General features: G+C 69.9%; 20 protein-coding genes and 6 pseudogenes. 16 read left to right on the top strand and 10 right to left on the bottom strand.

Features of this window, described 5'->3' with window-relative positions; all coding sequences use genetic code 11:
- Positions 1–95: 95 nt before the first annotated feature.
- From ACZ6ZQ_RS13240 to ACZ6ZQ_RS13230, 3 genes are all read right to left on the bottom strand, one after another.
- Positions 96–455, bottom strand: coding sequence for a DMT family transporter (locus ACZ6ZQ_RS13240; protein WP_469768634.1), 360 nt, complete (start codon positions 453–455; stop codon positions 96–98).
- Positions 456–481: 26 nt separating this feature from the next.
- Positions 482–886 (bottom strand): hypothetical protein, encoded by a 405-nt coding sequence (locus ACZ6ZQ_RS13235; protein ID WP_469768633.1) that lies wholly within the window; start codon positions 884–886, stop codon positions 482–484.
- A gap of 185 nt (positions 887–1,071) precedes the next feature.
- On the bottom strand, positions 1,072–1,950 hold the full coding sequence (locus ACZ6ZQ_RS13230; protein ID WP_469768632.1) for a universal stress protein: 879 nt from the start codon (positions 1,948–1,950) through the stop codon (positions 1,072–1,074).
- Between the two features lie 929 nt (positions 1,951–2,879).
- Between ACZ6ZQ_RS13230 and ACZ6ZQ_RS13225 the strand changes: the two are divergent.
- Positions 2,880–3,347: pseudogene (locus ACZ6ZQ_RS13225) on the top strand (GNAT-like putative antirestriction protein); the annotation flags it as partial.
- Positions 3,348–3,521: 174 nt separating this feature from the next.
- On the opposite strand, the gene ACZ6ZQ_RS13220 reads toward ACZ6ZQ_RS13225, so the two are convergent.
- Positions 3,522–4,145 carry a type III effector protein gene (locus tag ACZ6ZQ_RS13220; RefSeq protein WP_469768777.1) on the bottom strand — a complete coding sequence of 208 codons (624 nt, stop codon included), beginning with the start codon at positions 4,143–4,145 and terminating at the stop codon, positions 3,522–3,524.
- A 129-nt stretch (positions 4,146–4,274) separates the two neighbouring features.
- On the opposite strand from ACZ6ZQ_RS13220, the gene ACZ6ZQ_RS13215 reads away from it, so the two are divergent.
- The 4 genes and pseudogenes from ACZ6ZQ_RS13215 (at position 4,275) to ACZ6ZQ_RS13200 (ending at position 6,146) form a co-directional block, all read left to right on the top strand.
- A complete protein-coding gene (locus ACZ6ZQ_RS13215) occupies positions 4,275–4,706 on the top strand; it encodes an Hsp20/alpha crystallin family protein (RefSeq protein WP_469768776.1) in 432 nt (143 codons plus the stop codon).
- Between the two features lie 122 nt (positions 4,707–4,828).
- Positions 4,829–5,029 (top strand): annotated as a pseudogene (locus tag ACZ6ZQ_RS13210) (DUF2267 domain-containing protein); the annotation flags it as partial.
- A pseudogene (locus ACZ6ZQ_RS13205) lies at positions 5,012–5,194 on the top strand (IS5/IS1182 family transposase); the annotation flags it as partial. The pseudogenes ACZ6ZQ_RS13210 and ACZ6ZQ_RS13205, both read left to right, overlap by 18 nt.
- 445 nt (positions 5,195–5,639) lie before the next feature.
- Positions 5,640–6,146: a cupredoxin domain-containing protein gene (locus ACZ6ZQ_RS13200; protein WP_469768775.1), complete on the top strand. Its 507-nt coding sequence runs from the start codon at positions 5,640–5,642 to the stop codon at positions 6,144–6,146.
- Between the two features lie 69 nt (positions 6,147–6,215).
- On the opposite strand, the gene ACZ6ZQ_RS13195 is transcribed toward ACZ6ZQ_RS13200, so the two are convergent.
- Positions 6,216–6,653, bottom strand: a complete 438-nt coding sequence (locus ACZ6ZQ_RS13195; RefSeq protein ID WP_469768631.1) for a cupin domain-containing protein — start codon at positions 6,651–6,653, stop codon at positions 6,216–6,218.
- 88 nt (positions 6,654–6,741) lie between these two features.
- Between ACZ6ZQ_RS13195 and ACZ6ZQ_RS13190 the strand changes: the two genes are divergently transcribed.
- Both ACZ6ZQ_RS13190 and ACZ6ZQ_RS13185 read left to right on the top strand, forming a co-directional pair.
- Positions 6,742–6,972 (top strand): hypothetical protein, encoded by a 231-nt coding sequence (locus ACZ6ZQ_RS13190; protein ID WP_469768630.1) that lies wholly within the window; start codon positions 6,742–6,744, stop codon positions 6,970–6,972.
- A gap of 111 nt (positions 6,973–7,083) precedes the next feature.
- Positions 7,084–7,176 (top strand): annotated as a pseudogene (locus tag ACZ6ZQ_RS13185) (ATP-binding protein); the annotation flags it as partial.
- A gap of 80 nt (positions 7,177–7,256) precedes the next feature.
- Here the strand turns inward: ACZ6ZQ_RS13185 and ACZ6ZQ_RS13180 are convergent.
- Positions 7,257–9,971 carry an AMP-binding protein gene (locus ACZ6ZQ_RS13180; RefSeq protein ID WP_469768629.1) on the bottom strand — a complete coding sequence of 905 codons (2,715 nt, stop codon included), beginning with the start codon at positions 9,969–9,971 and terminating at the stop codon, positions 7,257–7,259.
- Between the two features lie 322 nt (positions 9,972–10,293).
- On the opposite strand from ACZ6ZQ_RS13180, the gene ACZ6ZQ_RS13175 reads away from it, so the two are divergent.
- From ACZ6ZQ_RS13175 to ACZ6ZQ_RS13165, 3 genes are read left to right on the top strand one after another with little or no spacing between them, the layout of a single operon-like run.
- Positions 10,294–11,310, top strand: a complete 1,017-nt coding sequence (locus tag ACZ6ZQ_RS13175) for an iron ABC transporter substrate-binding protein (protein ID WP_469768774.1) — start codon at positions 10,294–10,296, stop codon at positions 11,308–11,310.
- 2 nt (positions 11,311–11,312) lie between these two features.
- Positions 11,313–12,902: an ABC transporter permease gene (locus tag ACZ6ZQ_RS13170; protein WP_469768628.1), complete on the top strand. Its 1,590-nt coding sequence runs from the start codon at positions 11,313–11,315 to the stop codon at positions 12,900–12,902.
- Positions 12,899–13,945 (top strand): ABC transporter ATP-binding protein, encoded by a 1,047-nt coding sequence (locus ACZ6ZQ_RS13165; RefSeq protein WP_469768627.1) that lies wholly within the window; start codon positions 12,899–12,901, stop codon positions 13,943–13,945. Before ACZ6ZQ_RS13170 ends, ACZ6ZQ_RS13165 begins: the two co-directional genes overlap by 4 nt.
- A gap of 166 nt (positions 13,946–14,111) precedes the next feature.
- On the opposite strand, the pseudogene ACZ6ZQ_RS13160 reads toward ACZ6ZQ_RS13165, so the two are convergent.
- The 3 genes and pseudogenes from ACZ6ZQ_RS13160 to ACZ6ZQ_RS13150 form a co-directional block, all read right to left on the bottom strand.
- Positions 14,112–14,495: pseudogene (locus ACZ6ZQ_RS13160) on the bottom strand (heavy metal translocating P-type ATPase); the annotation flags it as partial.
- Positions 14,496–15,069: 574 nt separating this feature from the next.
- Positions 15,070–15,684, bottom strand: a pseudogene (locus ACZ6ZQ_RS13155) (heparan-alpha-glucosaminide N-acetyltransferase domain-containing protein); the annotation flags it as partial.
- 252 nt (positions 15,685–15,936) lie between these two features.
- Entirely contained in the window at positions 15,937–16,551 is a 615-nt protein-coding gene (locus tag ACZ6ZQ_RS13150; protein ID WP_469768626.1) for a helix-turn-helix domain-containing protein, read from the bottom strand.
- 130 nt (positions 16,552–16,681) lie between these two features.
- Here ACZ6ZQ_RS13150 and ACZ6ZQ_RS13145 point away from each other — a divergent pair, with 130 nt between their 5' ends.
- A complete protein-coding gene (locus ACZ6ZQ_RS13145) occupies positions 16,682–17,320 on the top strand; it encodes a TetR family transcriptional regulator (protein WP_469768625.1) in 639 nt (212 codons plus the stop codon).
- A gap of 300 nt (positions 17,321–17,620) precedes the next feature.
- On the opposite strand, the gene ACZ6ZQ_RS13140 is transcribed toward ACZ6ZQ_RS13145, so the two are convergent.
- Positions 17,621–18,268 (bottom strand): TetR/AcrR family transcriptional regulator, encoded by a 648-nt coding sequence (locus ACZ6ZQ_RS13140; protein ID WP_469768624.1) that lies wholly within the window; start codon positions 18,266–18,268, stop codon positions 17,621–17,623.
- Positions 18,269–18,375: 107 nt separating this feature from the next.
- Here ACZ6ZQ_RS13140 and ACZ6ZQ_RS13135 point away from each other — a divergent pair, with 107 nt between their 5' ends.
- The 5 genes from ACZ6ZQ_RS13135 (at position 18,376) to ACZ6ZQ_RS13115 (ending at position 22,865) form a co-directional block, all read left to right on the top strand.
- Complete coding sequence (locus ACZ6ZQ_RS13135; protein ID WP_469768623.1) at positions 18,376–19,314, top strand: DMT family transporter; 939 nt, start codon at positions 18,376–18,378, stop codon at positions 19,312–19,314.
- Between the two features lie 40 nt (positions 19,315–19,354).
- A complete protein-coding gene (locus ACZ6ZQ_RS13130) occupies positions 19,355–20,161 on the top strand; it encodes an oxygen-binding di-iron domain-containing protein (protein WP_469768622.1) in 807 nt (268 codons plus the stop codon).
- A 76-nt stretch (positions 20,162–20,237) separates the two neighbouring features.
- Positions 20,238–20,930 (top strand): DsbA family oxidoreductase, encoded by a 693-nt coding sequence (locus ACZ6ZQ_RS13125; protein WP_469768621.1) that lies wholly within the window; start codon positions 20,238–20,240, stop codon positions 20,928–20,930.
- Positions 20,931–21,160: 230 nt separating this feature from the next.
- Positions 21,161–22,372 carry an aminotransferase class I/II-fold pyridoxal phosphate-dependent enzyme gene (locus tag ACZ6ZQ_RS13120; RefSeq protein WP_469768620.1) on the top strand — a complete coding sequence of 404 codons (1,212 nt, stop codon included), beginning with the start codon at positions 21,161–21,163 and terminating at the stop codon, positions 22,370–22,372.
- The gene (locus ACZ6ZQ_RS13115; RefSeq protein ID WP_469768619.1) at positions 22,362–22,865 is read left to right on the top strand and encodes a DUF6190 family protein; all 504 of its coding nucleotides are present in this window, start codon (positions 22,362–22,364) and stop codon (positions 22,863–22,865) included. Before ACZ6ZQ_RS13120 ends, ACZ6ZQ_RS13115 begins: the two co-directional genes overlap by 11 nt.

Below are 22,865 nucleotides of genomic sequence, written 5' to 3'. Positions count from 1 at the left end.
CGGCGGACCCATCGGTGGTCGGCAGCCGGGGGGCGTGGGGCTTCCCCAGGCTCATGGTGGGCCGACGGCCCTGCATCCTGCCGCTCTCAGCCCCGTCAAGCCCGCGCCAGGGGCGAGCGGTCCAGGAGCAGGATGCCGGTCACCGCGGTGGCCGCCCCCAGCGCCTGTACGGTCAGCGCCCAGGTGGACGAGGCGAGCTGCTCGTTGAAGACGGCCACGCCGATCACCACGGCGCCGACCGGTTCCAGGGTGTCGATGATCGGCAGGCTGATGGCCAGGGAGCCGGCCTGATAGGAGCTCTGGGACAGGATCAGGCCCGTCACACCGACGGCGATCAGTGCATACGGCTCCCAGTGGGACAGCGCGCCGAGGCCGTCGGCCCGGAACCGCACCGCCGCGCTCTTGGTGAGGCTGTCGAGCAACGCGAACAGCAGCGCGGCGCAGATCGCGTACATGGCCGTCCGCGTGGGCCCGCGGTTCCTCAGCCCCGTCGGCACGAGCAAGGCCACCACGCACCGATGGCCGCGAGCACCGGCAGCCAGTCACCCGGCGCCGGGACTACGGTCTCCTCGGGGCCTGGCGGCAGCACCGTCAGGAACATGGCCACACCCCCCGCCGCGCAGGCGATGCCTGTCGCCTCCAAGCGAGTCAGGGGCATTCTGCGGCGCCAGGCGAGCAGCGGCAGAGCGAAGACGAGATAGGTGGCTGCCAGCGGCTGGACCAGGACGAGCGGGCCGAATGCCAGGGCGAGGCCCAGCAACACGTAGGAGGAGATGACCAGAGCCATACCCGCCAGCCACTTCGGTCGGCGGGCCAGGTCGAGCAGAAGCCGGAGTCGCAGCGATTCACGCGCGGGCGCCTCGCGCGCTGCCTGCCGCTGAACCACCGAGCCGACACCGAAGCAGACGGCGGAAGCAGGGCTGCCAGCACCGCGACAGCGGTGATCACAGGGCAACCGTCCCCACACGAGCGACGATGAGCGCATCTGGCACGCGAGAGCCGGTGAACCCGACCACGACCGCGACGTCGGAGGCCGCCGACAGGAGCACGACACCCCGCTGTCGGGGGCGGTCAGTCATGGGCGACGACGGCGACGGGCGCGGCACAGTGATGGATCACGGCATGGGCGACCGATCCGATGTGTGCGCCCAGGGGCGACCTGCGGATGCGCCGGCCGACCACCATCAGTTCCGCGTCGGCGGCCTCGTGAACCAGCTGCTGTGACGGCCCCCCGATGGGCGATCGCTCAACGACTTCCACCGAGGGGAACTTCTGCCGCCAGGGCGCCAGGATGTCCGTGAGGCGCCGCGCGACGTCCTGGCTCATCGCCCGCTCGGCTGCCGCCAGTGCGGAGGCGTCGCGGACGACCGGCGGAATCGACCAGCCGTACACCGCCCGCAGGCGGCCGCCACGCCGTGCGGCCTCATCGAATGCAAAGTCCAGGAGCAGATCGCAGGACTGATGGATGTCCACGCCGACCACTACGCCGTCAGAGGGACCTCCCGGGGAGGCGTCGGTCCTCGCGCCCGGCTGTCCCGCCACCCGTACGAGCACGACCGGCCGCTCGGTGGCGCCGATCGTCTCCATGCCGACGGATCCGAGGAGGAACCCCATGACGCCGCCCAGGCCACGGGAACCGAGCACCAGCAGATCGGCCTCGGCCGCCTCGATCGACAGAGCGGCGGCAGGCCTCCCCGACAGCCGCCGTGTGCTGACCTCCAGGGAGGGGTGCTCCTGTTGCAGTGCGTCCGCGGCGGAGGTCAGGAGTTCGTCCGCCCACCGGCGCCGCACATCGGGGCCGGCGACCGGAATGGCCGCCGAGACCGGCCACTCGTCCGCGTGCACGAGCCGCAGCGGCACCTCCCGCAGTAGCGACTCCTGTGCCGCCCATTCGGCGGCGGCGGCGCTCTCGGGGGACCCGTCCACGCCGACGGTCACATGGTGAGGCATCGGGCGGACCTCCTTGGGATGGGACGGACCTTCTCGGGGCCGTGTGCGTGGCACCGGTTCCGGCTTCCTGGCGCAGCGGCCACAGCGGTAGGGACCTGTGGTCGGGAGTACCTTCAGCCAACGGCCCCGGCATCGATCACCGCCTTCTGCTGCCTCACGAATCGATACCCAGGCAGTTCCCGGATCGGCGCCATTCATCATGTATTGCTCAGGTTCAACCTATCGAACCTGCATGGCTCGGATCATGGCTCCGGAGTGGGCCCGTCTCCGCAACCGGTCCGTGACAGGAGCGAGACGGGTGATGCTTCCGCTGAGGCGCCGGTCCACGGACGAATGGCTCCATTCTCGGGGCCCACTCGGTCCTGCCGCGTCGGCCTCCCCTGGGTAGCGTGCAAAGCGAGCGGTGGAGGCAGCCGACGGCTTCCGCCATGTGGGGATGCAGACCGGTGGAGGAGCCATGACATCTGCCAGCGACGTACTCCCGATCGTCCTCGGCATCGACGCCGTGAACCCGGCGGACGCTGCTCTGGGCTGGGCGACAGACGAAGCCGCCCGCCGTGGGGTCCCCCTGCAATTGGTCCACGCGGTTCTGCCACCCATCGCGTGCGCGGCGTGGAGGACACCGCACATCACAAGGCCTTGCGTCAGCTGGGGGACGAGGCGCTGGACAAGGCCATGGCCCGGGCCCGTGAACGGCAGCCGGGCCTTGAGGTGACGACGCTCATCACAGACGCCAATCCGGCGCAGGCCCTGGTACGGCAGTCCGCGCACGCGGGACTGGTGGTCCTCGGCTCGCGTCGGCTGGAAGGCGACCCCTCGCGCCGCTCCCTTCTACGTGTACGCCAGCGAGGCCCGGACGAGGATCGTCGCTCCGCGCCAGCCGATCGAGCCGGTGAAAGTGCCCCCGCCTGCGCGAGGGTGACGAACTGGTGGGCCCGCTGCGGTTGTCGCTGCTGAAGCCGGGCCAATTCAACGCACTGCGCTCCCGGTACCTCAACCCGAAGATCGCGCCAGGGGCGGCGAACCTGGCAGTCGCGGTGAAGGACGGCGGCGGGCGGGTGCTCGGTGTGTTCGCGATGGCTCCGAGCAGCTACACGCCGGACGAGGCGTACGTGCTCTCGGATTTCGCGGTCGCGCCGACCGACTACCCGCGGCTGTCCAAGCTGATCGTGCTCGCGGCCACCGGCGCCGAGGCGCAGTTGCTGTGCCAGCGGGCGTTCTCGCGGCGGATCCGGAGAGTGGCGACAACGGCGTTCAGCAACAACCCGGTCTCGATGAAGTACCGCGGGCTGCTGCGGCTGCACAAGCGCAGCCCGTCGAACGAGGACGGCTGGAAGTTCCAGCTTCAGTACCAGGGGGCCATGGGCAAGCACACGCTGGCCGAGGCCCTTCAGATGTGGGCGAAAGCGGTGGGGCGCCCCGACGACGAAGACGGGAGTCTGACCATGGAGGACATCAACCGGCTCGCCCCGCCGAAGATGGGTGGGGACGATCAGCGGCTTAGCGGTCGCAGACAGGGGTGGTTATCTGACGGCACGGGGATCACGCACTCCTTGGGACAACGGGTGGGCTCAGGGGGGTGTGAGGCTGTCGAGTTGTGCTGCGAGGTCGGGGTGGGTGGTGGTCAGGTGGGGGCGGGTGGCGTTGAGGGGGCGGATGAGTTCGGCGGGGTCGTCCTGTGCAAGTGCCGCATGGAGCTCGCCGAGCGGGAGGCGGGCCGAAGCGGGCAGGTCGGTGAGTGCGGTGATCTGACCTGCAATGCGGCGCAGGTCGGCTGCGTTGCGGCGGGCCCAGGTGGCGGTGCTGCGGTCGGCGGCCCGGGCCTGGCGGGTGGCCTGGACGCGCTGCTCGCCGGTGGTCCCGACCGGGCCGGGACGGCCGCGCAGATAGCGGCGCTCGGCGGCCTGGCGGCTGGCGACGCCCAGGGGGGAGGCGAGGTCGGCCCAGCTAGCGCCCGCGTCCCGGGCCGTTTCGATCAGGCCGGTCTCCCATCCGGCGAGCTGCTCGCGCACCTGCCGCAGCAGCGACAAGGAGGCCAGGGCCTGTTCCGGGCCGGGACCGGGAGCGTCGGGGGTCTCGTGCTGGGCCGCGCGCAGAGCGTCGTCTATGGCTTGCAGGGCCGCCGCGGCGGCAAGGAACGACGTAGGGCTGCGGGCGTCGGTGCTGGACGAGGACGGCTGGTCGGTCGGGGTCACGGACACCTCCCCTCAGGTTGTCATCATCTGGACGACATAGTGTTTGTCATCCGTTGGATGACATGTTACAACGGTTTCAGTGAGGCGCATTGGCAGCAACTGCCTGAACCTGATGGAGGTGTTTTCACGATGTTGATGCGCACTGACCCCTTCCGTGAGCTGGACCGGCTGGCGCAGCAGCTGATGGGCCCGGGCACCTGGTCGAGGCCGTCGGCGATGCCGATGGACGCCTACCGCGAGGGCGACGAGTACGTGGTGGCCTTCGACATCCCCGGCGTCACCGCGGACGCGATCGACATCGACGTCGAGCGGAACATGCTCACCGTCAAGGCCGAGCGCCGGCCGGTGACGAAGGCCGACGACGTGCAGATGGAACTGTCCGAGCGGCCGCTGGGCGTCTTCTCCCGCCAGATCGTGCTCGCCGACACCCTCGACACCGAGCACATCCAGGCCGACTACGACGCAGGCGTGCTCACTCTGCGCATCCCGATCGCCGAGCGCGCCAAGCCCCGCAAGATCTCCATCGGCGTCGGATCCGGCCACAAGGAGATCTCCGGCTGAGCCAGACCGAGGAGGGCTGAACAGCGGCGGAGGACGGGTACCTGATCTCTCCCTCTCCCGTCCTCCGCGCCCCATGGACCGAGGAAGAGGTGCGGCCGACGTGACTGTGCGATGGGAACCCGGTCGGCGAGGTACGCGCCCAGCTGGCGGCGCGTCTGCCGGAAGGCTTCGCCTTGATCCTTCTCGACCCGCTGCAGAGCGCCGAGCCGCTACCCCCGGAGCGGTTCGTGCGGGCAACCGCGGCGTGGATCGAAGGGGCCACGGAACAGACAGCGGCGTGGGACGTCAGCGCCGTCCTCAGCAGCGTCGCCGATCGGGTCGGTCGTCTGCTGTGGGCCTCGCCCACCCTGTCCGGTGCCACCCACGACCTGGCCGCCGACCGCGAGCGCGGCATCGTGGAGGCTCTGGCCGATGCCGGGATCAGATGCTGGGCGGACAAGGCGCACCAAGGAGCAGGCTGCCCGATCCGCGTCCCCTTCCGCAGGCGACGGCTCGAGCGGCGCTCAACCTGCTTTGATGCAGTCAAGCATCCCGAAGCTGCTTCCAGGGGAGGTCCTCGAGAGACTCCCAGTGGACACGCAGTGGACGGAAAGACCCGGAAGGATCAGGAAAGTCGGCACTGGGCCAGAACGGCAAAGTGTCTGTGACCTGCGGTTATAGGAAAGACGAGGCAAGAGCCGGGACGGATCCGAAGATTCGAAATGGACTCGTAATCCGTCGGCCGTGGGTTCGGGTCCCACCCGCCACACCGGGCACCGCAGGTGCAGAAACGATCTGAACTGCGGCTTTGTCGGTTGCTCGGGTGACTGAGGGCCCCGGGCAGCCCTGATCGGTCACGGTTTCGTCCCGCGATGGCGATGATCATGCCCATGGCTATGCCGACGGCGATGTCGGCGCCGGTGGACGTGGCCGCGCACGCTGTGGCCCGTGGTCATGCAGACCATGCGGAAGATGCTGCCGCGTCGGCCGTGGTCGAGTCGGCGGTGGATCACAGCCCGCGCTGCCCGGCGGCCGAGAAGCAGTGTGCGGCGCCGGAGGCCCCGCTCGCCCAGGACGGCCCGTCCGGACAGGCGCCCGCGCTCACCGGGGTGGTGCCTGCAGCGCGGAGCCCATCGTCCATGCCGCGCGGTGGCTGGGTATCAACGCCTCCGGCAAGCAGATCGTCACGCTGACCGTGACGGACTTCTACGCCTCACCCAGTTCACCGCGAAGGCCGGGGTGCCGACCACGCTGGTGCTGCAGGGCAAGGACTCCGGCGGCTGCGCCCGGGCGTTCACCATTCCCGAGCTCGGGATCCAGGAGGTCGTCAAACGGGACGGCGACACCAGCATCGACCTCGGTACCCGTCAGCCCGGCACGCTTCGCTTCTCCTGCGCCATGGGATGCAGACCGGCGCCATCGACTTCAAGAAGGCCTTGTAGTGAAGCTGTTCAGCCGTAAGAAGAAGACCGGAGCCGACTCCGGTCCGGAGCTGGTGCTGCTCGTCGAGGGCATGCACTGCACCACGGGTCAGCCTTCGGAGGGACGCGGGGCGCGCAGGTGCGCCCGTTCCTTCAGCTCCTTCTCGTCGACCAGCGTGAGCATCGGCTGACCCGGCGCGCACAGCATGGTCACCACGAACTTGGTCGGTGCGTCCGGCAGGGCGTTGCCGTCCTGGTAGTGGATCACGTCACCGCCTGGCTCCCAGAACGTCCCACCGGCCTCGACCACACGCTCCGGCTCACCCTCGAGCTCGAAGCGGAGCGCGCCCTCCATCACGTAGCCGAACGACGGGCCCGAGTGGCGATGGGGAGGGAGTCCGGGGTGACCGGGAGGCCAATCGACGAGGATGGTCATTCCCGAACCACCTTCGGGGAAGAAGGGCGGAGTGACTTCCTGCAGCAACTTGACTTCGGGCGGCAAGGAGACCTCGTGGGCGCTCCCGTGCTCCGGGTTCTTGTCTGACATGTACCACACCTCCGTAAGCCTGCCCCGGAATGGACGATCTTGCGTTGGCCACCATTCCGGACCGGTGCACCGACCCACTCGTTCGGCGGTGACCAAGTTCGCCGGTCCCGGCCAACACAACTCGCTTCGCGATGAGGACACGCCACAGCTCGCATCCGTGACAGGCCGTGTGTCTGCTGCCTCGCCGAACGGTCTCGAGACCACCCTGCCTCCCGTCGGCGGCCGCCACAATCCGGGAGCCGGCGGCATCGAGACCGCATCGCACCATGTCATCGGCGGGCATCCAGTGCCGTATCAGGCAACGCTTGCCCTGTTGTGATGTGACGTGCCGCTCGGGTGCCGGCGCAGCCGGTGCGTCACCAAGAGTCTGTCCGGGTGGCAGAACGGGAGGTCGGCGCGCCGCCGCCCGCGGCGGAGGGCGGTCACGGGCTGGCTGGTCCTCGTGGCTGCGCTCGCCGACGGGTGGGCGGTGCTCGATCGCGTACCCGTCGGCAAGACGGTCCGCGCGGAGCTTGACCTGCCGTGCCAGGGCCTGTTCCCCCGTCCGGTCCTGAGGCGGGGCAGGGGATGGACACGACCCTCCGCGGACCGGGCACCACCCGGTCAGTCGACCACGCGCCGCGGGGCCGGCGCGAGGGCCGGCCCCCGCAGCGGCGTGGGAGACGGCGCGAAGGCCAGCGAGGACAGGAAGGAGAGGGACCTCAGCGAGGACAGGGAAGTCCGCGCAGGCAAGAGGGGTAGGCCCCGCATCAGCCGAACCACCGCGGTCCCGTAGGCGATGCCGAAGACCAGCGAGACGAGCAGGGCCAGGTGCTTCGAGAACCCGTCGATGAGCGGGTAGATCTGCCAGTGCGTCAGATAGATGTACATCGAGCTGGTCGCCATGAGACCGGCGACCTGGTTGACGCGCTCCCGGCTGGGCAGTGTGGGCACCCACACCAGCAGCGTGAACCCGGCGACGACGATCGCCTCGCGCCAGGGCTCGCCGGGGAAGAACCCCGGCACGGTGGCGATCGCGGCCGCCGTGACCAGCAGTCGCTGCGGCACCGTGCGGGACTTCGCCGCCGCCCAGCCGAGCGCGAACAGCCAGAAGACGGTGACCGCGTCCGTCATCTGGGAGCGCTGCGGAAGGCCGACGAGTTCGTAACGCGTGAGCAGGCCGAGGCCCGCGAGCGCCATGGGAAGACCGTACGGGAAGCGCCGTTCGGCCCGGTCCACGGCGGGGACGCAGAGGACGGCGACGACGGCGATCAGGATGTAGACCAGGGCCTCGATGAACCAGGTGTGGATGCCCGACCCCATGTCCTGCGGCCTCAGGGCGTTGTGCAGGAGGAAGAGATTGTCCCACGTGTAGTCGTCACTGATGAGGAGGGCGAAACCGATCCAGGCCATGCTGGGCAGGGCGATGCGGGTGATGCTGCGGCGGACGCGGCGGACGCGTTCGCGCCGTCCGGCGTCGGTGAGGTGGAAGCGGGCGAAGTTGTACCCGGCGACCGCGAGCAGCAGGTGGGCTCCGCCCCTGATCGTGAAGACGCCGATGTGCGAGCCGACGACGCAGAAGATCGCGGCGGCGCGCAGGGCGACGCCGGTCTCCAGCGTGCGTCTTCGGGAACGGGAGGACCGGGAGCGGGACCGTGCGGCGGGGGGCTTCTGCTCGCGCGGCCTCAGCAGTTCGCGGATCGGCGTCGTGTGCCAGTCGTGCGGCAGATGGCCGAGCCGGTCCTCCAGGTGGATGGACATCTCCACGTACGACAGCGAGTCGCCCCCGAGGCCGACGAAGGTGCTGTCCTCCGTCACGTCCGTCCGGTCGAGGATCTGCGCGTACAGCTCGCACAGGGCCTCAGCGGCGCCGTCGGTGGAGGGGGTGTTCGGGATGCCGTCGCAGTCGGGGTGGTGGGCGCGCGCGAGTACCGCCCGGTAGTCGGGCTTGCCGGTGGGCAGGCGGGGCAGCTCGTTCACGACCTGGACGTGGACTGCGCCTGTCGGCAGGCCGCACTCGTCCGCGACCAGCCGTCGTATGCGTCGTTCGTCGAAGGCGCCGGGCCCGCCGGCGTCGCGCGAGTCGCCCGACGCGACGGCCGCGACGGCGAGGGCGTCGTCGTCGCCGGTGCACAGAGCCGCGACCCCGTGTCGTTCGAGCATCGCTTCGACGCGCTGCGGGTCGATCCGCAGGCCGAGGATCTTCACGAACCGGCTGTGGCGCCCGACGATCTCGTAGAGCCCCTCGGGGGTGCGCCGTGCGATGTCGCCGGTGCGCAGTTCGTCGACGGTCCGGCCGAGTCCGAGGTCGTCCGGGGTGTCGGCGTAGCCCAGCATGACGTTCGGCCCGGTGTACACGAGTTCCCCGGTGTTCGCGCCGGGGTGGTCCTCGACCGGTTCGAGGCGGAACGACCCTCTGGGGACCGGCACTCCGATCGACGCGGGGTGCGCGGCCGCGAGCTCGGGTGGCAGGTAGGCCATGCGGGCGGTTGCCTCGGTCTGGCCGTACATGACGAACAGGTCCCAGCCGCGGCGCGCCCCGAGGGCGGCGTAGTGCGCCACCCTGTCGGGCGCCAGCCGGCCGCCGGCCTGGGTGACGTACCGCAGATGGGGGAGGTCCATGTCGGCGAACCCGACCCGGTCGAGCAGGTCGAAGGTGTACGGGACGCCCGCGACGGAGGTGCCGCGGGCCCGGCGGAAGAGGTCCCAGAAGCAGGAATCGGCCACCGACAGCCCGGTGAGGACGAGGCCTGCTCCGCGCAGCAGATGGCTGTGGATGACCGAGAGCCCGTAGCAGTAGTGCATCGGCAGGGTCGTCGCCGCCCGGTCGGTGTCGCGGATGCCGAGATACGTGGCGATCGACTCGGCGTTCGACTGCAGATTGTCGTGCGAGAGACGGACCAGTTTCGGCGATCCGGTCGAGCCGGACGTACTGAGCAGCAGGGCCAGGTCCGGGTGCAGCTCATGGGCGGAGACCGCGCGGCGCTCCTCGATCACCCACTGCCCCCGCGCCGGCCGTACGACGACATCCGGGTCGTACGCGGCGGTCAGCGACTCGACCGCCTCCGGATGGTCACCAGGCACGAGGAGCACGGGATGTCCCGCCGACAGTGCGGCGAGGTGGACGACGAGAGCCTCGGTGGTGTTGGCGCCGGGCAGCAGCACGAGCCGCCGCTCGGAGCCGAGGCGCAGGGCGGTGTCCGCCACCCGTGCGGCCAGCTCACGGTAGGAGATGTCACCGTCGGAGGTGATCAGGGCAGTCCGGTCGCCGTGTACCGCGAGGTCGTGGGCGAGGGGCAGCGTCTTGCCGCTGGTGAGCGGCGCGGGGTGGAGCGTCACGCGCGCATCGTAGGTAAGCCTTCCCTTATCCGGAAGGGGGTCTGCCGGCGTCGGCCGGGCGCCGCGGGCAACGGGGTCCGCCGCGCGGGCGGCAACTGTGGGCGCATGCCGGTGAATTGGACGTGAATGGGCGGGGGTGCCTGCTGCTCGGCGGTGGCATCTGCGGCCGAGCCGTTATACAGGACACACTTGACCCTTAGGCAAGCTTTACCTTATCAATGCCATGTTCACAGGTTCCGCTCCCGGCACCGTTTCGCCGCTCGCCCGTGGCATCGCCCTGCGCGGTGACGGCGGTGAGCACGGCAGGAAGGCATCACTCGCCATGCGACGCCCCTTGGCCCGCAGCCTCACCGCACTCGCCGCGGCAACCCTGCTCCTCCCCGCTCTCACAAGCTGCAGTGACGAGCCGGCCGGGCTCGTCATCTACTCGGGCCGGAACGAGAACCTCGTCGGACCGCTCGTCGAGAAGCTGGAGAAGCACCTCGGCACCAATGTCGAGGTCCGCTACGGCGACAGCGCCGAACTCTCCGCGCAGCTCCTGGAGGAGGGCGACAAGACCGAGGCGGGCCTCTTCCTGTCCCAGGACGCGGGTGCACTCGGCGCGTTGTCCAAGGAAGGCCGCCTGGCGCCGCTGCCCAAGGCGACGCTGGACAAGGTCACGCCTGCCTACCGCGGCGCCGCCGGTGACTGGACCGGTGTCAGCGGACGCGTCCGCGTCATCGCGTACAACCCGGACAAGGCCGCCACACCGCCGGACTCCGTCCACGACCTGGTCAAGCCCGAGTGGAAGGGCAGGATCGGATACGCCCCGACCAACGCTTCCTTCCAGGCGTTCGTCACCGGCATGCGCGTCCTGGAGGGCGACGACGCCACCCGTACCTGGCTCAAGGGGCTCAAGGCCAACGAGCCCAAGACGTACGAGAAGAACGACGAGGTACTGAAGGCCGTCGACAGCGGCGAGGTCTCCCTCGGCCTGCTCAACCACTACTACTGGTTCGCGAAGGCCGCCGAGGAGGGCGAGGACAAGATCACGGCCAGGATCCACTTCCTGCCCAAGGGCGACCCGGGCGGCCTGGTCAACGTGGCCGGAGCGGGCGTGCTGAAGGGCGCCGACAAGAAGCAGAGCGCGTACGCGCAGAAGGCCGTCGACTACCTGCTCTCCGCCGAGGCACAGCAGTACTTCGCCGACGAGACCAAGGAGTATCCGCTGGCCGCCGGCGTCAACGCCGCCAAGGGACTCCCGCCGTTGGACTCCCTGCAGCCGCCGAAGATCGACCTGGGCAGACTCGAATCGCTCAAGGAAACCCTGGCCATGCTCCAGGACCTCGGAATGGTCTGACGGTGGCCACACCGGATTCCTCCGTCCGGTCGCGTCGTGACTCCCGCCCGGCAGGCGCCCCCGCGTCCGCCGGGCGCCGGCGCGCCGTGAGCCGGCCCCCGTGGCTCCTGGTCCTTCCCGCCTGTGTGGCCGTGGCGCTCGCCGTGCTGCCCCTCGGCTACCTGGCCGTGCGGGCGCTGGAGCGCGGCCCCGCCTTCGCGTGGGACGTGGTCGCCGACGGACGGACCGGGCTGCTGCTTCTGCGCAGCCTCGGACTCGCCGCCACCGTCGTCATGGCGTGCCTGGTGCTCGGAGTGTCCCTGGCCTGGCTCACCGCGCGGACCGCGCTGCCCGGTGCTCGCGCCTGGTCGGTGCTCGTGACGCTGCCGCTCGCCGTGCCCAGCTACGTCGCCGCGTTCGCCTGGCTGTCCGCCGCGCCCTCCTTGGCCGGGTTCGCCGGTTCCGCGCTGGCTCTGACCCTGGTCAGCTTCCCGTACGTGTATCTGCCGGTCGCCGCCGTACTGCGCGGCACCGACCCGGCGCAGGAGGAGGTGTCCCGTTCACTCGGACACGGCCCACTGCGTACCTTCCTGCAGGTGACGCTCCCGCAGCTGCGCCCGGCCGCCGCCGGCGGCGGACTGCTGGTGGCGCTCTACGTGCTGTCCGACTTCGGCGCCGTGTCGCTGATGCGGTACGACACCTTCACCCGCGGCATCTACACCTCGTACCGGGCGAGCTTCGACCGCACTCCGGCCGCCGCGCTCAGCGCCGTCCTCGTGATCATGACCGTGGCGCTGGTGGCAGCCGAGGCCCGCACCCGGGGCCGCGCCGGGCATTCCAGGACCGGCACGGGCACCGCACGCCCGGCGGTACCCGCCGCCCTCGGCCGGCTGCGCCTGCCCGCGCTGGGCTGGTGCGGCGCCGTCGTCACGCTCGCCGTCGCCTTCCCGCTGGGCACGTTGGGCTACTGGCTGGCCGTGGGCTCCTCCGCGACCTGGGAACCCGCCACGCTCACCGACACCGCGCTCACCACCCTCGGCGTCGCCGCCGCGGGCGCCGGGCTCACCACCCTGCTCGCCCTGCCGGTCGGCGTGATCGCGGCCCGCCACCGGGGCCGGACCGCGCATCTGCTGGAGCAGGCGGCGTACGCGGGGCACGCCCTGCCGGGCATCACTGTCGCCCTTGCGACGGTGTTCTTCGCGGTCCGCTACGCCCGCCCGCTCTACCAGGAACTGCCGCTGCTGGTGTGCGCCTACGCCGTGCTGTTCCTGCCGGTCGCGGTGGCCGCCACCCGGGCAGCCGTGCTCCAGGCCCCACCCGTGCTGGAGGACGTCGCCCGCTCGCTCGGCCGTTCACCGCTGGGGGTACTGCGCGAGGTCACCGTGCCACTCGCCGCTCCCGGGGTCGCCGCAGGAGCCGCCCTGACCTTCGTGGTCTGTATGAAGGAACTCCCCGCGACCCTGCTGCTGCGCCCCACCGGCATGGACACGCTGGCCACCCGCCTGTGGACGGAGACCGGCGCCGGATCGTTCGCCGCCGCGGCCCCCTACGCCGCCACGCTGATCCTCCTCGCCGCCGTCCCGTCCTACCTGCTTGGAAGGCACCGAACATGACCGACCTTCAGATCACGGGACTGGCCAAGGCATACGGCCCCGGCGTCACGGTCCTCGACGGACTCGACCTCAGCGTCCCCGGCGGCTCGCTCGCCGCCGTTCTCGGCCCCTCGGGCTGCGGCAAGACCACCCTGCTGCGCATCATCGCCGGTTTCCTGCGCGCCGACGCGGGCACCGTCACGCTCGGCGGCCGCACCCTCGGCGCTCCCGGCGTGCATCTGCCGCCCGAGCGCCGCCGTATCGGCATCGTCCCCCAGGAAGGTGCTCTCTTCCCGCACCTCAGCGTGGCTCGCAACGTCGCGTTCGGCCTGACCGGCCTGGAGCGGAGCGCGCGCGGCGGACGCGTCGACGAGATGCTGGACCTGGTCGGGCTCGGCGGCTACGGCGACCGTATGCCGCACGAGCTCTCCGGCGGCCAGCAACAGCGCGTCGCCCTCGCCCGTGCCCTGGCTCCCGAACCCCAACTGGTGCTTCTCGACGAGCCGTTCAACGCCCTGGACAGCGCCCTGCGCGCGGGAGTGCGGGCCGACGTACGCGCCGCTCTGCAGGCCACCGGCGCCACCGCTGTCCTGGTGACCCACGACCAGCAGGAGGCCCTGTCGACGGCGGACGTCGTCGCGGTCGTCCGGGACGGCCGCGTGGCCCAGTGCGGCGCCCCCCAGGAGCTGTACCACCGCCCCGCCGACCCCTGGGTGGCCGCCTTCGTCGGCGACGCGGTCGTGGTCACCGGCACCGCGGACAGCGGCACAGCGACGACCCCCCTCGGCCGCATCACCCTGGCCGGCCCGCCCGGCGGACTCCGCGAGGGCCTGGTGCTGCTCCGCCCCGAACAGCTCCAGCTGACCGACCCCGCCTCGGCGGACGCCCATGGCACGGTCACCGATGTCCGCTTCTACGGCCACGACGCCATGGTCACCGTCGCCGTCGACGGCATGGATGGGCCGATCGACGTCCGGGTCCCCGGCCCGGCGCCGGTGCGCGCGGGCGGGCAGACCGGTATCCGCGTGACGGGAGAGGCGACGCTCCACCCGGCGACCGGTTGAGGGGGCGACTGGCCGGCGGTGTCGTCGATTGAGGCGTGACTGCCTGGCGGGCGGCCGCTCCTTGACGCGGCCGACCAGCCGGCGGGGGCGTTGCATGCGAGGCGGCCCCGATGGTCCGAGCTCTTGCGGGCGGATCGTAAGACGTCGAGGGCTCGCATGAAGCACCCTCCGGATGGGCCCCAGGTACGCCGAGGGCGCCGCGTCCGGTGCCGATCATCAGCGCGGTGGGCGTGGCCGGCTCCAGCGCGCACGGGCAGGCGGTGATCACCACGGCGACAGCGGCGGTCAGTGCGGTAGCAGCCGAGGCTCCGGTCGCCATCCACACGCCGAACGTGCCGATCGACAGGGCGATGACGACGGGTACGAACACCGCCGAGATCCGGTCGGCCAGGCGCTGCACCTCCGCCTCACCGGTCTGCGCCCACTCCACCAGCGCGGCGATCTGCGCCGGCTTCGTGTCCGACCCGATCCGCGTGGCACGTACGGTCAGCCGTCCGTGGCTGTTGACGGTGGCGCCGGTGACCTGCGAGCCCGGTGTTCTCGGGGGTGGGTGCCTTCCGGATCGGCGTGATCGCCTGAAGAGCCCACTCCAGCGGCCCGCGCCTGAGCGAACTGCCGCGGAAGGTGTACGCCCAGACGACACACCCCACCAGCGAGACCCCGCAGAAGGCGCCCAGGGCCGGCCAACCGTGCTGCGGTTGCAGCTCGGCCCGCGCGAGGACGTGAATGGCGTACACCGACAGGCCCATCGTCCCGACGACGGCCAGCGGGCGCAGGAGCAGTTCGAGCACGTGAAGGCGGCAGGCGGCGACTGCGAGGCCGATGAGGAGCCAGCTGACGCCGATGTTGGCGATGGTCTCGAAGGGCGTCTGACTGTAGGGATCGTCGACCAGCAGCCAGGCCCAGGAGGTGCTGGGTATCGCCCCGGCCTGTCGGGCAAGCACGGCCTGTACCGGATCGGGGGCGTTCATCGCGAAGGCGTGACTGTGGGCTATGGCATCCAGCAACGCCGCGCGCCCGCCGGCCGGCCCGAGAGCCAGCGCGGACAGCCCGTGCCCGGCCAGGACGGACAGTGCTCCCCAGCCGATGAGCCGACGGGCTGTTCCGGGCCGGGTCAGGTTCGCCACCCGGCCCAGCGCCATGCCGACGACGACGTAAGGAAAGTAGGTGAGCCAGGGGTAGGCGCCGGACACCAGCAGCGTGTCGAGCGCCTCCCCGACTCCGGACCAGCTGGTGACCGCATCGAATCCGGGGTAGCCGCCGCGTCCGGCGGCGCGGTGTCCCAAGTACGGCCCCAGCAAGTAGGACAGGACCGGACCCAGCACCACGGAGATTGCCGCGACCGCGATCAGTGCGCGGGTGCGCAGGCGGGCCAGCGGTTCCGCTGTCAGGAAGTACACGGCGAAGAACGTCAGGATCACCGCAATCCCCGACCTGAGCTCCGTCAACGCCATGCCGAGCACCGCGAGTACGGCGCAGCGTACGAGCGTGGCGCGCAGCGTGCCGGTCAGCGGTGGACGTGGCTTGGTGCCGCCCCGGGAAAGGGTCAGCGAAAGTCCCGCGATCAAGGTGAAGACGCCGGGCGCGCGCCCATCGAAGGCGACCAGCAGATAGCCTGCGCCCTCGGGCTTCGCCGGGGGGCCGATGTGCGCGGCGAACATGGCGAACACGGCGATGGCGCGGACCGAGTCCACGCTGAGCAGGCGCCTGTTGGCCGAGGTTGCTGTACGTTCCTGCATTCTTGCTGCCCGCTCCCGCGTCTGTTCGTATCAACGGGCGGCCGTTCAGGGACGGTCTGCGACCGATGCCGACGGAATGTCTGTGCGCCCATGCGGTCCCTAGGAGGACGAGCCGGCTGTTCAGGTTGCCTGGTACTACAGCCGGAGTTCTTGGTGTCGGCCACAGCCCGGTGTCGGGATCGGTCAGTCGTCGCGGGGTTTGCCGAACTCTTCGATCAGGACGGGATACTGCTCCCCTCCGGTCAATCCTCTTCAAGCCCTGACTGAACGGCGTTGGTCCTGGGGGTGTTTCTCGTCGGAATGCCGTGTGCTGGGGATGTAGGCGGCCAGGGTCATCTCGACGGTGGCGTCGCCGTCGTTGCGGTATCCGTGGGAGACGTCGGCGGAGAGCGTCGCCGAGTAGCCGGTCGGCATGGGGTGGATCTCTCCGTCGACGATGAGCGTGAGCTCGCCCGCGGTGACGTGGAGCAGTTCGGTGGTGCCCGGGGGATGGGGAGCCGAGTGGCTCACGTCGCCGGGTTCGAGCCGCCACGTCCACAGCTCGAAGGCGCCCTGGTCGGCGCAGTTTCCGGCCAGGAGCGTGCTGGAACTCCCGGACTCGGTCGACCACACGCGGACGGCCCGCTCCGGGGGAGTGAGGCGTACGCGCGGCACCTGGTTGCAGTCGAGCAGGGCCGTCATGTCGACACCGAGGGCGTCGGCGAGTTTGACCATCGTCTCCAGGCTGGGGTTGGTGCGGGCTTGCTCGACCTGGATGACCATGCCGCGGCTGAGCCCGGCGCGGGCGGCCAGCCCGTCGAGGGTGAGGCCCCGACGGGTGCGCCAGTGCTTGAGGTTGTGGGCGAGCGACTGTGAGAGCTGATCCATGTCCAAGACGTCTCGTCCAATACATTAGACACCGGAGTTCATTCTCGTGGTCTATTCTTCGCTGCGCTGGAACGTGCAACGCAGTGTAGATAAAGGCGAGTTGACCGTTACAGACGCAGGGGGAGTGTCAGTGGCAATCCAGCAGCGAGCGGCGAGAACGAAACAGATCATCCTGCGCGCCGCAGCCGGCGCGTTCGACGAGGACGGTTACGAGCGCACCTCGCTGAGCCGGGTCGGCGAGCGGGCGAAGGTGACGACAGGTGCCGTGGTCTTCCACTTCGGCACGAAGGCCGCTCTGGCCGAAGCGGTCAGGCAGCGGTCCCGGACGGTGACGCGCAAGGCCGTCGAGTCGGCGGCGAACGAGGCGTTGGGGGCCGTGGACCAGCTGGTGGCCGTCACGCGCACGCTGATCGACCTCTTCGAGACCGACGAGGTGGTGCGGGCCGGTGAGCGGTTGTCGAGGGAGTTGAAGCCGCAGGGCAACCCGGACGAGGAGTGCCCGTGGCGGCGGGAGGTGGCGCGGCTGTCGCGGAACGTGGAGGCGGAAGGGCTGCTGCGGCCCGGGGCGGACGCCACGGCGCTGGCGGCGCTGGTCAGCTATGTGGTCAGCGGCGTGGAGCTGGCCATGCGGCGGGCACCGCTGCCCGCGGATGAGCCTTGGCTCGGGGAAGCGGGCTCGTTGGACGGGGCGGCCCAGGTGCGACTGGAGCAGATCTGGGGCCTGTTGCTTCCCATCCTGGGCGGGCAGGTGTACGTCGGGGCCGTCTAGGGCGTGTTGCTAGGGCGTGTTGCGAAAGTCCCGACTGGCCCGCGACGCCTGGCACGCTCCCCCCGTAGCCCTTCGGGCACGGGAGGCCCCCCACGCTGCGTTGTCGGACTCATCCAAGTACGTCCAGTACGAGGATGATCTCCCCAGCTACCACTGGGAGGTGCCCCCACCGCCTTCCGATCGTACGCACCAGGTGCCGCGGGCCCCGCCCTCCGGGCGGACGGCGCTGATTTCGCAACACACCCTGGTGCCCCTCCCGGCAAGCTTTGCCCTGTCGCGCAAACATTGCCGGTCGCGGCACTAGGTTCGGCCCGGGCCCAGGAGGCGCCGGGCGAACACGCAGAGGGCCTCGGCGATGCGCTCGTGGGGGATGCCCAGGGTGTTGCGCTGATGGTGGTAGAGCTCCGGAGCCAAGGGGCCGAGGGCGATATCGGCGAGCGCGTCGGGGTCCGGGGCGCCGCCGGCGATGAGCAGGGTGCGCACATGGAGGCGCCAGAAGCCGTAGGCGCCGGTGACGTAGCGGGCGGGCCCGGTTTCCGCGCCCAGCGCGAGAGGCAGATGCCGCTGGAGCAGGTCCAGGTAGGCGATGTAGAACGCGGCCAGGCGTTCGGCGGGGGGTGCCTCCGGCCCCAGCGGCGGCGGACCGTAGATCATCTGCCCCTGTAGCCGGCGTTCGTGCTCGTCCAGGAGGGCGGTGGCGACGGAGCGCGCGTCCGGGAACGAGCGGTAGAGCGTCGCGCGTCCGACGCCCGCGGCCTTCGCGATCTGCTCCATCGTCACGGTGCGCGGATCGTGCGTGGTGAAGAGCAGTTCGGCGGCGGAGAGGATCTGCGCGCGATTGCGCACCGCGTCGGCGCGCTGCCGGGGTGCGGTGGCACCTCGGGGCACCGCTTGGAGATCGCCGCGGAGGACTACGGGCGGAGGGAGATGCTCGTCGCCGTTACTCATGCGGGTCACCGTACTTCCCAGAAAACTAAGTGGACGGCTTGTCCGTTTGGCATACTCAGACCTATGTTAAGTGAGACGACCGTCCACTTTAGGTCTGGGAGAACAAGATGAACGCTGCGCTGCTGGCGGCAGCCCTCCTGGTCGGGTGCCTCCTGGCCGTCCAGGCGTCAGTCAACCTGCAACTGAACAAGGCCGTGGGAACCCCTTACGGTGCCTCCACGGTCCAACTGAGCGTGGCCACCGGACTCCTGGTGGTCCTGGCGGCGGTGACCGGCTCGCTCGGCGCGCTCGGGAAGATCCCCGACGTCGAGTGGTGGCATCTGCTGGGCGGCCTGGCCAGCCCCCTCTACATCACCAGCGGCATCCTGCTCTTCCCCCGGCTGGGAGCCCTGGCCTCGGTCGGGCTGTTCGTCACGGGGCAGATGTTCTCCTCACTGGTCCTCGACCTGGGCGGCCTCTTCGGGCTGGAGAAGAAGGGCCTGAGCCCGGGCATCGCGCTCGGCGCCCTCGCGGTCCTCGTCGGCATCATCGTGATCATCCGGGGACAGCAGGCGACCGCCCCGCCCGGAGCCCCGACGATGTCGGGCCCGGGCCGGATCGGATGGATCGCCCTCGGCATCATCGCCGGTGGTGTGCTCCCGGTTCAGGGCGCGGTCAACGCCAAGCTCCGGCACGGTCTGGGCGCCCCGATCACGGTGGCGGCCTTCAGCTTCACGGTGGCCACGCTCACCATCGCCGTCGTCCTGCTGGTGCTGCGCCTGACGGGCAAGACCGCCGAGCCGAAGCTGGCCCCGCTGAAGGCGATGCCCTGGTGGGGCTGGCTCGGCGGAGCCTGCGCCGCGGGCTACGTCACCGGCACGTTCCTGCTGATCCCCGAGATCGGCGCTGCGGTGACCGTCGGGCTGACCGTGACCGGCCAGCAGCTGACCTCCGCCCTGATCGACCACCGGGGCATGTTCCGGCTGCCGACCCGAGTGCTGAGCGTGCCGCGTCTGACGGGACTCGGCCTGCTGCTCGCCGGATCGCTGGCCATCCAACTCGTCTGAGCTCGCGCTCGTACGCCCCTGAGAGAGAAGGCTGTTCCTCGTGGAGACCTACGCCGTAGGGCCCGAACTGCACGCACTGCCCTCTGAACTGCCGATACCCGACTTAGGCCTGCAGCCGGTCAACGCCTACCTGCTGTGCGGTGAGCAGCCGATGCTGGTGGACACGGGCATGCCCGTGGACCGGGACGCGTTCGAAGAGGCCCTGTGGTCGCTGGTGGACCCCGCCGATCTGCGGTGGATCGCCATCACCCATGACGACCGGGACCACACCGGGAGCCTGGCGCGGATACTCGACCGCGCTCCCGGCGCCAAGGTCGTCACGAACGGGATAGCTCTCACCAGACTGTCCGAGGAATTCGAAATCCCGCGTGAGCGGGTGGTGACGGTGAACCCCGGGAGCCGGATATCGATCGGTGACCGGATTCTCAGCTTCCACCGGCCGCCCACCTTCGACTCGCCGGGCACGCTCGCGGTATTCGACCACGAAGCCGGCACGCTTTTCAGCTCGGACAGTTTCGGCACCGTCATACCTGAAACCGTGCAGCACTTCGGTGATGCCGACGTAAAGGAATTCTTCGAGGGCTTCGACGTCCTGAACCGGGCGATCGCCCCGTGGACGGTCCTCGTCGACGCGGAGAAGTTCCTCCGCACGGTCCAGGCGGTGTCCTCCCTCTCCCCGGCCCGGCTGCTGTCCGCCCACGGGCCGACGGTGGAGGGCCGGATGGTGACCTCCCTGATGGAGGCCATGGCTCGGATCCCGTTCCTGCCGGCGTGGCTGCCGGGCGCGGACGTCGATCTCGAAGCCGCTCTGGATGCGCACGGGGCCCAAGCCGGCCCGACTGCCTGAACCCCCGGGCCCTGAGCCACTGCTGAGCCCTGAACCACTCACTCCGCTCTTTCCCCGACACCCCTCGGAGTCACCGTTGACCGCTGCATCCCTGACACCGCCGCCGGGAACCATCACCGTCTTCTCGGACATCTGGTGTTCCTTCGCGCACATCGGCATCCACCGTCTGCACGCCACGCGCAAGCGGCTCGGACTCGAAAGCCAAGTCAGCTTCGACCTGCGGGCCTTCCCCCTGGAGCTCCTCAACGACGCGCCCAGCCCCCGCCCCGGAACCGACAGTGAAGTGGGCCGGATGGCCAGTCTGGAGCCGGCGGCCGGCTGGCAGCTCTGGCAGGCCAAGGACTGGCTCTACCCCTCCACCATGCTGCCCGCGCTGGAGGCGATCCAGGCCGCCAAGGAGCAGTCCCTGACGGCGTCCGAACAGCTCGACCTCGGCCTGCGGAGGGCCTTCTGGGCCGAGTCGCGAACCGTCAGCCACCGCAAGGTCATCCTGGACGTGGCCGCGGAGACCGGCGTCGTCGACGTGACGGCGCTGGCGGAGGCCCTGGACGACGGCCGTGCCCGCAGCACCCTCTCCGGCCAGGCCGCGGTCGCCCGTACCGAGGTGGTCAGGTGCAGCCCGCACCTGTTCCTGCCCGACGGCAGCGACTGGGCGAACCCCGGGATCGTCGTGCGTTGGGAAGGCTCCTACGGCGTCGGCTTCCCGGTGATCGAATCCGATGACCCGAAGATCTACGAGGACCTTCTCCTGGCGGCTGCCACGGGCTAGGCGGGCAAACAGCAGGAGAATTCAGAGAGCGGCCGAGAATTCCAGGTTCTGGAGTTCCCGGCCGCTTTTTGCCGCGCGTAAAACATTACGGTGATTATCATATTCGTAACCTGGGTGTGATTCATGCTTTCGGGTGATCTCTGTAGCGTTTCCGGTGCGTTGCTGAAGGCGATTCATTCAATCCGCCCGGCGACCGGAACTTTCCGCAGGTAACCACAGGGAGAATTCTCATGCCCGAGAACGAGACCACCGTTGTGTCGTCCGAGAGCGGCTCCAGGAAGGCAGACGTCAGTACCTTCGTCGACCTCACCCAGCACGAGATCGAGGCGCTGAAGACGCGGTACAACCTGGCGGACGCGCACACGCACCAGCGCCAGTCCCCCAGTCAGGACGCGATCGTCGCCCGGCTCCCCGAGCTCTGGTACGAGTCGGAGTCCAAGCAGCAAGCCCACTTCGAGGCCAAGTTCCTCGACGCGTTCTTCCGCCTGCACAGACAGCCCACCGCCCGCACCATGGACCGCACCTTACTTTCGTACTCCGCCAGCGTCTCCACCATGGTCGCCGGCATGTACCTGAAGAAGCGCGAGATGTCGGTGGCTCTGGTCGAGCCGTGCTTCGACAACCTCGTCGACCTGCTCCGCAACATGCAGGTGCCGATCGCCCCGCTTCCCGAACAGGCGCTCCACGAGACCGCGAAGATCTACGACCGGCTCGTGGAGAACGTCACGGCCGACGCGATCTACCTCGTGGACCCCAACAACCCGACCGGATTCACCCTCCTCGCGCAGGAGCTGGAGGGCTTCCGCGAGGTCGTGCGCTACTGCGTGGACCACAAGAAGGTCCTGGTCATGGACTTCTGCTTCGCCTCCTTCGCGCTGTGTGACGACTCGATCGGCCGCGTGGACATCTACCAGCTGCTGGAGGAGTCCGGCGTCACCTACATGGTGATGGAGGACACCGGCAAGACCTGGCCCATCCAGGACGCCAAGTGCGCCATGATCACCTCCAGCCTGGACATCCAGGAGGAGGTCTACAACCTCCACACCAGCGTCCTGCTGAACGTCTCGCCGTTCGTCCTCAACATGGTCACCGAGTACGTCGAGGACTCCATCGCCGACGACTTCGGCTCGGTGAAGGAGATCATCACCACCAACGGCACGGCGGCTCGCGAGGCCATGAAGGGCACGATCCTGGAATTCCAGGAGCCGGTGGTCGGCACCTCCGTCGCCTGGTTCAAGATCCTCTCCGACGAGGTCACCGCCACCGAGCTCCAGGCCGTCCTCTTCGACGAGGAGGTCTACGTCCTGCCCGGCACCTTCTTCTACTGGAACACGCCGGCGCGCGGTGAGCGGTACATGCGCATGGCCCTCGCCCGCAACCCCGAGGTGTTCGCCGGCGCCATGGACCGTACGAAGAAGGTGCTTGAGCGCTATGCCCGCTGACTCCTCCGGCGTCTTCATCGACGCCACCGTGTTCATGGGAATGCACAGCGACGACCAGGCGATCCGCCGGGCCTGCAAGCGCTTCTTCGCCAGCCGGCTCACCGGCGGCGTGACGATGAGCTGGGAGCAGGTCGGCCGCTGCGACGACCTCGTGTGGGGCTACAGCCGGGCCGTCCAGGACGCGTACTACCCGTTCATGGACGTCCTGCACACCGAGATGACCATCGTCCGTACCGGCTACACCGAAGAGGACACCGACCGGGCCTTCACACTGCCGGAGCTGGCCGGGCTGCCCAGCCACGAACGGCTCGTCCTCGGCCAGGTCGTCTCCCACTCGGGAGTGCTGTACACCGCGAGCCCCCGCCTGACCGGCCGCGACGGGCTCCCGGTCGCCGCCCTCCCGGCGGCGCGGGACGAGCACACGTTCCCCGAGCACCTCGAAAAGCTCTACCAGCACTCCCTCGTCCTGACCGTCGCATCGCACACGTTATGA

This window comes from Streptomyces sp. NPDC053673, from assembly GCF_055585225.1.
This window is presented reverse-complemented; position numbering and strand designations above follow the sequence as displayed.

Excerpts from the sequence above, each read along its gene's own strand:
- ACZ6ZQ_RS13150 (WP_469768626.1), bottom strand. The coding sequence starts at position 16,551 with ATGGATCAGCTCTCACAGTCGCTCGCCCACAACCTCAAGCACTGGCGC.
- ACZ6ZQ_RS13230 (WP_469768632.1), bottom strand. The coding sequence starts at position 1,950 with ATGCCTCACCATGTGACCGTCGGCGTGGACGGGTCCCCCGAGAGCGCC.
- ACZ6ZQ_RS13215 (WP_469768776.1), top strand. The coding sequence starts at position 4,275 with ATGTTGATGCGCACTGACCCCTTCCGTGAGCTGGACCGGCTGGCGCAG.
- ACZ6ZQ_RS13140 (WP_469768624.1), bottom strand. The coding sequence starts at position 18,268 with ATGAGTAACGGCGACGAGCATCTCCCTCCGCCCGTAGTCCTCCGCGGC.
- ACZ6ZQ_RS13165 (WP_469768627.1), top strand. The coding sequence starts at position 12,899 with ATGACCGACCTTCAGATCACGGGACTGGCCAAGGCATACGGCCCCGGC.
- ACZ6ZQ_RS13240 (WP_469768634.1), bottom strand. The coding sequence starts at position 455 with ATGTACGCGATCTGCGCCGCGCTGCTGTTCGCGTTGCTCGACAGCCTC.
- ACZ6ZQ_RS13200 (WP_469768775.1), top strand. The coding sequence starts at position 5,640 with ATGCAGACCATGCGGAAGATGCTGCCGCGTCGGCCGTGGTCGAGTCGG.
- ACZ6ZQ_RS13195 (WP_469768631.1), bottom strand. The coding sequence starts at position 6,653 with ATGTCAGACAAGAACCCGGAGCACGGGAGCGCCCACGAGGTCTCCTTG.
- ACZ6ZQ_RS13175 (WP_469768774.1), top strand. The coding sequence starts at position 10,294 with ATGCGACGCCCCTTGGCCCGCAGCCTCACCGCACTCGCCGCGGCAACC.
- ACZ6ZQ_RS13115 (WP_469768619.1), top strand. The coding sequence starts at position 22,362 with ATGCCCGCTGACTCCTCCGGCGTCTTCATCGACGCCACCGTGTTCATG.
- ACZ6ZQ_RS13120 (WP_469768620.1), top strand. The coding sequence starts at position 21,161 with ATGCCCGAGAACGAGACCACCGTTGTGTCGTCCGAGAGCGGCTCCAGG.
- ACZ6ZQ_RS13135 (WP_469768623.1), top strand. The coding sequence starts at position 18,376 with ATGAACGCTGCGCTGCTGGCGGCAGCCCTCCTGGTCGGGTGCCTCCTG.